General features: G+C 73.1%; 7 protein-coding genes. All 7 read right to left on the reverse strand.

Annotated elements, in window-relative coordinates:
- Nucleotides 1–197: 197 nt before the first annotated feature.
- On the reverse strand, nucleotides 198–1679 hold the full coding sequence (gene lysS, locus ACTHLI_RS15305; protein WP_440185509.1) for a lysine--tRNA ligase: 1482 nt from the start codon (nucleotides 1677–1679) through the stop codon (nucleotides 198–200).
- Between the two features lie 35 nt (nucleotides 1680–1714).
- Nucleotides 1715–2563 carry a pantoate--beta-alanine ligase gene (panC, locus tag ACTHLI_RS15310; protein WP_440185511.1) on the reverse strand — a complete coding sequence of 283 codons (849 nt, stop codon included), beginning with the start codon at nucleotides 2561–2563 and terminating at the stop codon, nucleotides 1715–1717.
- Nucleotides 2560–3219 carry a DUF2520 domain-containing protein gene (locus ACTHLI_RS15315; protein ID WP_440185513.1) on the reverse strand — a complete coding sequence of 220 codons (660 nt, stop codon included), beginning with the start codon at nucleotides 3217–3219 and terminating at the stop codon, nucleotides 2560–2562. The genes panC and ACTHLI_RS15315 overlap by 4 nt, the downstream gene beginning before the upstream one ends.
- A 44-nt stretch (nucleotides 3220–3263) precedes the next feature.
- A complete protein-coding gene (locus ACTHLI_RS15320; protein ID WP_440185515.1) occupies nucleotides 3264–4736 on the reverse strand; it encodes a PH domain-containing protein in 1473 nt (490 codons plus the stop codon).
- 4 nt (nucleotides 4737–4740) lie between these two features.
- Complete coding sequence (locus ACTHLI_RS15325) at nucleotides 4741–5241, reverse strand: PH domain-containing protein (RefSeq protein ID WP_440185517.1); 501 nt, start codon at nucleotides 5239–5241, stop codon at nucleotides 4741–4743.
- Nucleotides 5238–5714 (reverse strand): DUF3180 domain-containing protein, encoded by a 477-nt coding sequence (locus tag ACTHLI_RS15330; RefSeq protein ID WP_440185519.1) that lies wholly within the window; start codon nucleotides 5712–5714, stop codon nucleotides 5238–5240. The genes ACTHLI_RS15325 and ACTHLI_RS15330 overlap by 4 nt, the downstream gene beginning before the upstream one ends.
- A gap of 46 nt (nucleotides 5715–5760) precedes the next feature.
- Nucleotides 5761–6960: ATP-dependent metallopeptidase FtsH/Yme1/Tma family protein (locus tag ACTHLI_RS15335; RefSeq protein ID WP_440185521.1), on the reverse strand; the 1200-nt coding region annotated here is incomplete at its 5' end.

The raw sequence follows: 6960 nt of genomic DNA on the forward strand, positions 1-6960 counted from the left end.
CTCGAGGCTCGCTGGCGCTCGCACCTCGACCACCGGAGAGGGCCCCATCGCACCCGTCGGTTCGGGGTGGGCCGCACCCGGTGGTCGAGGTGCGGCGGAGCCGCCTCGAGACCACCCCGCAGTGATCCACTCGCCGCGCTCGCCGTCCCGCATCGTCACGGATGAGGGCGCAGGCCCTCATCCGTGAAGATCGGACACTACTTGACCAGCGGGAAGAGGATCGTCTCCCGGATGCCCTCGCCGGTCAGCGCCATCAGCAGGCGGTCGATGCCCATGCCGAGCCCGCCGGTCGGCGGCATCGCGAACTCGAGCGCCCGGAGGAACTCCTCGTCGATCCGCATCGCCTCCGGGTCCCCGCCTGCGGCGAGGGTCGCCTGCTCCACGAAGCGCTGCCGCTGCACGATCGGGTCGACGAGCTCCGAGTACCCGGTCGCGAGCTCGAAGCCGCGCACGTAGAGGTCGAACTTCTCGACGACGCCGGCGATCGAGCGGTGGTCGCGCACGAGCGGCGAGGTGTCGACCGGGAAGTCCATGACGAAGGTCGGCCGCGTCAGCGAGGGCTTGACGAAGTGCTCCCAGAGCTCCTCGACGTACTTGCCCCTGATCGGGTGCGCGACCTCGATCTCGAGGCGATCGGCGAGCGCGACGAGTTCCTCGATCGGCGTCTCCGGGGTGATCTCGACCCCCGCCGCTGCTGAGAGGGAGGGGTACATCGAGATCCGGTCCCACTCGCCGCCGAGGTCGAACTCCGTGCCGTCCGTCCACGTCACGGTCGTGGATCCGCCGACGGCGACCGCGGCCCGCTGCACCAGGTCCTGCACCAGGTCGGCGATGCCGTGGTAGTCGGTGTACGACTCGTACGACTCGAGCATCGCGAACTCGGGCGAGTGCGTCGAGTCGGCGCCCTCGTTCCGGAAGTTGCGGTTGATCTCGAAGACGCGCTCGAGGCCGCCGACCACGGCCCGCTTCAGGAAGAGCTCGGGCGCGATCCGGAGGAAGAGGTCCGTGTCGAACGCGTTCGAGTGCGTGACGAACGGTCGGGCGGACGCGCCGCCGTGCTGGATCTGCAGCATCGGCGTCTCGAGCTCGATGTAGCCGCGCTCGGCGAACGTCGCCCGGAGGGAGGCGACGGCGGTCGCGCGCGTGAGCACCATCCGCCGCGCGGCCGGACGGGCGATGAGGTCGAGGTAGCGGTTGCGGACCCGCGTCTCCTCCGACAGCTCGGAGTGCAGGTTCGGGAGGGGCAGGAGCGCCTTCGCGGCGATGCGCCACTCGCTCACGAGGATCGACAGCTCCCCGCGGCGGGAGGTGATCACCTCGCCGGACACGAAGAGCTGGTCCCCGAGGTCGACGATCGCCTTCCAGTCCGCGAGCGACTCCTCGCCGACCCGATCGAGGCTGACCATGGCCTGGATCCGGCTGCCGTCCCCGGCCTGCAGCGCGGCGAAGCAGAGCTTGCCCGTGTTCCGGAGGTGCACGATCCGGCCGGCGAGCCCGACCGTCTCCCCCGTCGCCGTGTCGGTGGGCAGGTCGGCGAAGCGCTCGCGGACCGCGGCGATCGAGTCCGTCACGGGCACGGCGACCGGGTAGGCCTCCTCACCGCGCTCGAGCAGCCGGGCACGCTTCGCGAGGCGGACCTCGCGCTGCTCGTTGGTGTCGAGGTCGGCGGCGTCCGTCACACGGAACTCCTGGATCGAGGTCGGGCGCTCAGGCGTCAGCCCAGGTGGACGAACCGGTTGTCGATCAGCCGGGTTCCGCCGACCCGGGCGGCGACGAGCACGAGGGCACGGCCACGATACCCGTCGTCGACGGCCCGGAACGTGGCCGGGTCGACGACCGCGAGGTAGTCGAGGTCCGCGCCGTCCTCCCCCGCCAGCGCGCTCTGCGCGGCGGCGACCATCGCGTCGACGTCGCGGTCAGCGAACGACTCCGCGGCGTCCAGCGCGGCCGGCACCGCGCGGGCCACGCGCCGGGCTGCGGCATCGAGGTACCGGTTCCGGCTCGAGCGCGCGAGCCCGTCCTCCTCGCGGACGATGTCCACCGTCTCGACGACCACGGGCACGTCGAGGTCGTGGACCATCCGCCGCACCAGGAACACCTGCTGGGCGTCCTTCTGCCCGAAGACGACCGTGTCCGGGCCGACGACGTGCAGCAGCTTCAGCACGATCGTGAGCACGCCGTCGAAGTGCCCGGGTCGCACGCGGCCCTCGAGCACGTCACCGACCGGGCCGGCCGCGACGCGCACCTGCGTCCGCCCCTCCGGCAGCAGCTCGTCGGCCGCAGGCGCGAACAGCACGTCGGCGCCCGCGTGCTCGAGCAGCGCGAGGTCGGCGTCGAGATCGCGCGGGTACCTGCCGAAGTCCTCGTTCGGGCCGAACTGCATCGGGTTCACGAACACGGACACCACGACGAGATCCGCGAGCTCGCGCGCCCGAGCGACGAGCGCGAGGTGCCCGTCGTGGAGCGCACCCATCGTCGGGACGAGCGCGACCCGCCGCCCCGCCGATCGGGCGGCGCCCACCGCTGCCCGCACCTCCGCGATCGTGGTGATCGTCGTCGTCATCCCTCGTCCTCGTCCCTTCCGGACCGGCCGGTCCGTTCCAGCGCCCGGTCGAGCGCGGACCGGGTCACCGGTCCGAGCACCGCCTCCGGGTCGTGCACGCCGAGGCGACCGAGCCGGGCCGCGGCGCTCCGCACGGCACGCTCGAGAGGCCGCACGGCCTCCTCGAGCGCTTCCGCCCACGCCGGGCGGTCCTCCTCGGCGACGACCACCGGCTCGCAGCCCATCTCCACGGCGAGCGCCTGCCCGATCGGCAGCACCGGTCCGGGAGCGGTCACGGCGCATCGGGCGTCCCGGAGGCGCATCAAGTCGACGCTCGTGCCGGTGAACGCCACCGCGGGGGCGAGCGCGACCGGGATCGCCCCTCGCCGCACCGCAGGCAGCAGCACACCGGTGCCGAACGCGGGCGCGGTGTGCACGACGAGCTGCCCCGCGACCCAGACGCCCGCCTCCGCGAGGCCCTCGACCAGGCCGGGCAGCTCCGTGTCCGGCACGGCGAGCAGCACGAGCTCGCTGCGCTCGACCAGGTCGGGCACGGGCAGCACCGGCACGCCCGGGAGCATCGCGTCCGCCCGATCGCGGCTCTCCTGCGAGACGGCGGTGATCCCGACGAGCGCATGGCCCGCTCCCGCCAGCGCGGCGCCGAGCACAGGACCCACCCGGCCCGATCCGACCACACCGACCCCGAGACGGCCCGCGGCCGTCACGGGGTGACCTCGCGCCAGCGGTGCGACACGTCGACGCGCCGCGCGCCCACGCCGATCGCCGCGAGGTCGCGGAACAGCTGCTGCGCGAGCTCGGCGTCCACCAGGTGGAGGCGGGTGCGGACCGGCCCGGACACGACGTGCGGGTGCACGGTCGCGACGCCGAGCAGCCGCTGCAGCGGACCCTGCCGCAACGACACGCTCTGCATGCGGGCGTCGGGGACGATCACGAGCTCGCGCCGGAGGAACCCGGCGCGCGCCATGATCGACGCGTCGGTGAGGCGGAACCCCGTGCGCCGCCACGACAGCGGCCGCAGCCAGCGCGCTCGCCGGGGCGCCGGGGTGAAGTCCTCCCCGTGGCCACGGCCGACGAGGCCGGCGAGGAGCAGCTCGCGGTCGTCCGCGAGATCCGGCACGAGCAGCGGGAGGAGCGCCAGCACCTCCTCGGTGGTCGCGACCGGCGCGAGCGAGCGCTCCGCCTCCGCGTTCCGGCGGCCGGCCCGATGCCCCGCGCGGTTCACGGACACGCGCCACCACCCGGCTGGACGCCACAGCAGCGGCTGCTCGATGCGGAGGGCGTGCACCCGCCCGGGCGGCAGCGCCTCCGTGCTGGTGCTGATGAGGCCGCTCGCGACGCGGACCCCGTCCGGCGTGGACTCCACGGAGAACCGCAGGTTCCGCCCGACGCGGCGAGCGAGCACGGTGACCGAACCGATGACGAGCGGGACGAACGACACCGCGGCGATCGGGCCGGCTCCGATCGCGGTCAGCAGCGGGATGACGACACCGGCGACGACCACCAGCACCACGACGGTCTCGGACAGGAGGATCGAGCCGAGGGCACGGCCGGGCGTCACCACGACGACCGGGACACCGGGATCGGTGAGCACGGCGGTCTCCGCGTCCGCGGGCGGCGCGTCGGCGCGCTCCTCCCGCCGGCCGGAGGCGAGCACGAAGACGTCGCGCCGCAGGTTCTCCGCGGCGACGTTCGAGAGGTACTCGAGCCGGACGTTCGCGTTCTGGCCGGCCACGTCGAGCTCGATCCGGGCGGCCCCGACGATGCGCGCGAGGAGCGGGCGCTGGATCGTCACGCCCTGGATCCGGTCGAGCTTGGCGGTGCGCACCCGCCTCAGGAGAATGCCGTGGCGCACCGTCACGGCGTCGCCGTCGATCCGGAACTCGCTGTTGCGCCAGGACAGCCAGAACACCCCGACCCCGAGGACCAGCACACCGAGCACGATCAGCGTCGCCGGCAGCACGAGGTTGTGCCGCCCGATCTCGTCCACCGGATCACCACCGACGTCAGGCAGGTGGAAGACCCAGGCGACGATGCGCTCTCGCAGGTTCCCGCCCACGTAGATGAGGACCGCGAGCAACCCGATCCCGCCGCGGAGCAGCGGGGTGGCCGGATGGAGCCGATGCCACGCGCCGTCCACGTAGCGGCTCGTCGGCGGCGTCGCCGAAGTCGTCATGCCGTTACAGCCCCACGCGCCGTTCCTCCGCACGCGCGATGAGCGCGTCGCGGAGTTCGGCGGCCTCCGCCTCCGGCAGGCCGGGCAGCGTCACCTCCGAGGTCGCGGCGGCGGTCACCAGGCGGAGCTCGGCGAGACCGAGGAGGCGGGCGACGGGTCCGCGGTTCACATCGACCAGCTGCATGCGGCCGTACGGCACCGCCACCAGGCGGGACAGCAGGATCCCGCGCCGGACGACGAGGTCGTCCTCGCGCAGGATCCAGCCGATGGCGCGGACCCGTCGGGGGGCGATCACGAGCCGGATGACGGTCGTCACCGCCACGGCGGCGAGCACGAGCTGCCCGACCCAGGCGAGGGGCACGACGAGGAGCACGAACCAGCCGAGCACGCCGCCGCCGATCGCACCGAGCAGCGCGGTCGCGATCTCGACCCAGACGAGCCGGGGCGAAACGCCCCGCCATCCGGTGAGCCCCGCGTCGAGCGCTCTCGGGGGGAGGGTGGTCATCGCTGCTCCATGCTGCTGCCCTGCTGCTCCGCGCGGTCCTGCGGAGGGAGCCGGCACCACCATTCCACGACCAGCCCCGCGATGCACAGCGCGAGCGCGCCGACACCGGTCAGCACGTCGGGCCAGAACGCGGGCACCGCGAAGCTGCCCGTCCGCGTGACCGCATAGCCGAGCAGCGCCGCGGCGAGGCCGACGAGGAGCGCTCCGGTGAGGCTCGACGCCTTGGCGAGCACGAGCACCCGCATGGCGAAGAAGGGGTCGACGGGCCGCTTCGCAGTGCCGCGCACCAGCCGGCGGACCGGGCGGCCGAGCAGCACGAGCCCGAACGCGAGGATGAACAGGACGGAGTACAGCGTCGCCGGCGGATTGAACGACGGCGCACCCCCGGAGGTGAGGGCGACCTGCAGCAGCCAGCCGATGGCCGCTCCGGCGACCGCGATGCCGACGAGCGCGACGGGGCTGGTCCGCTTCACCGCGGATCAGCCCCTGTCGGCCGAGGCGTGCGCCCCGCCGTCCCGATCACGCCGTGGCGGGACGCGGCTTGATGCGCGGGCTGCGCTTCCGCGCCGGCGCACCGCCGTTCGAGTCCACACCGCCATCGACCGCGCCGGCGTCGATCGGCGCCTTCGGGCTGGGCACGGAGACCGCGGGCAGGTCGGACACCGGCCGACGGTCGCTCGACAGCCACTGCGGGCGCGGCGGCAGCTTCTTCACGTCCTTGAAGATCTCCGCCAGCTCGTTCTGGTCGAGCGTCTCCTTCTCGAGCAGCGCGGTCGCCAGCCGGTCGAGCACCGCACGGTTCTCGAGCACGAGCTGGTAGGCCTCGTCGTGCGCGGCCTCGATGAGGGTGCGCACCTCCTTGTCGACCTGCTCCGCGAGCTCGTCGGAGTAGTCGCGCTGGTGCCCCATGTCGCGGCCGAGGAACATCTCGCCGGACGCCGCACCGAGCTTGACGGAGCCGATCAGGGCGCTCATGCCGAACTCGGTCACCATGCGACGCGCGGTGCCCGTCGCCTTCTCGATGTCGTTCGAGGCACCGGAGGTCGGGTCGTGGAACACGACCTCCTCCGCCACCCGGCCGCCCATCGCGTAGGCGAGCTGATCGAGCAGCTCGTTGCGCGTGACCGAGTACTTGTCCTCGAGCGGCAGCACCATCGTGTAGCCGAGCGCGCGGCCGCGGGGCAGGATCGTGACCTTCGTCACCGGGTCGGTGTGGTTGAGGCTCGCCGCCACGAGCGCGTGGCCGCCCTCGTGGTAGGCCGTGATCAGCTTCTCCTGGTCCTTCATGACCCGGCTGCGGCGCTGCGGACCCGCGATCACGCGGTCGACGGCCTCATCGAGCGCCCGGTTGTCGATCAGCTGCGCGTTGCTGCGCGCGGTGAGCAGCGCAGCCTCGTTCAGCACGTTGGCGAGATCCGCACCGGTGAAGCCCGGCGTCTTGCGGGCCAGGACCTCGAGGTCCACCCCCGCGGCGAGCGGCTTGCCCTTCGAGTGCACCTCGAGGATCTTCTGCCGGCCCTTCAGGTCGGGAGCGTCGACACCGATCTGCCGGTCGAAGCGGCCGGGACGCAGCAGCGCCGGGTCCAGGATGTCGGGTCGGTTGGTCGCCGCGATCAGGATGACGTTCGTCTTGACGTCGAAGCCGTCCATCTCGACGAGCAGCTGGTTCAGCGTCTGCTCGCGCTCGTCGTGCCCGCCGCCGAGGCCGGCACCGCGGTG

The sequence above is a fragment of the Amnibacterium sp. genome (assembly GCF_051956055.1).
Taxonomy (GTDB): domain Bacteria; phylum Actinomycetota; class Actinomycetes; order Actinomycetales; family Microbacteriaceae; genus Amnibacterium.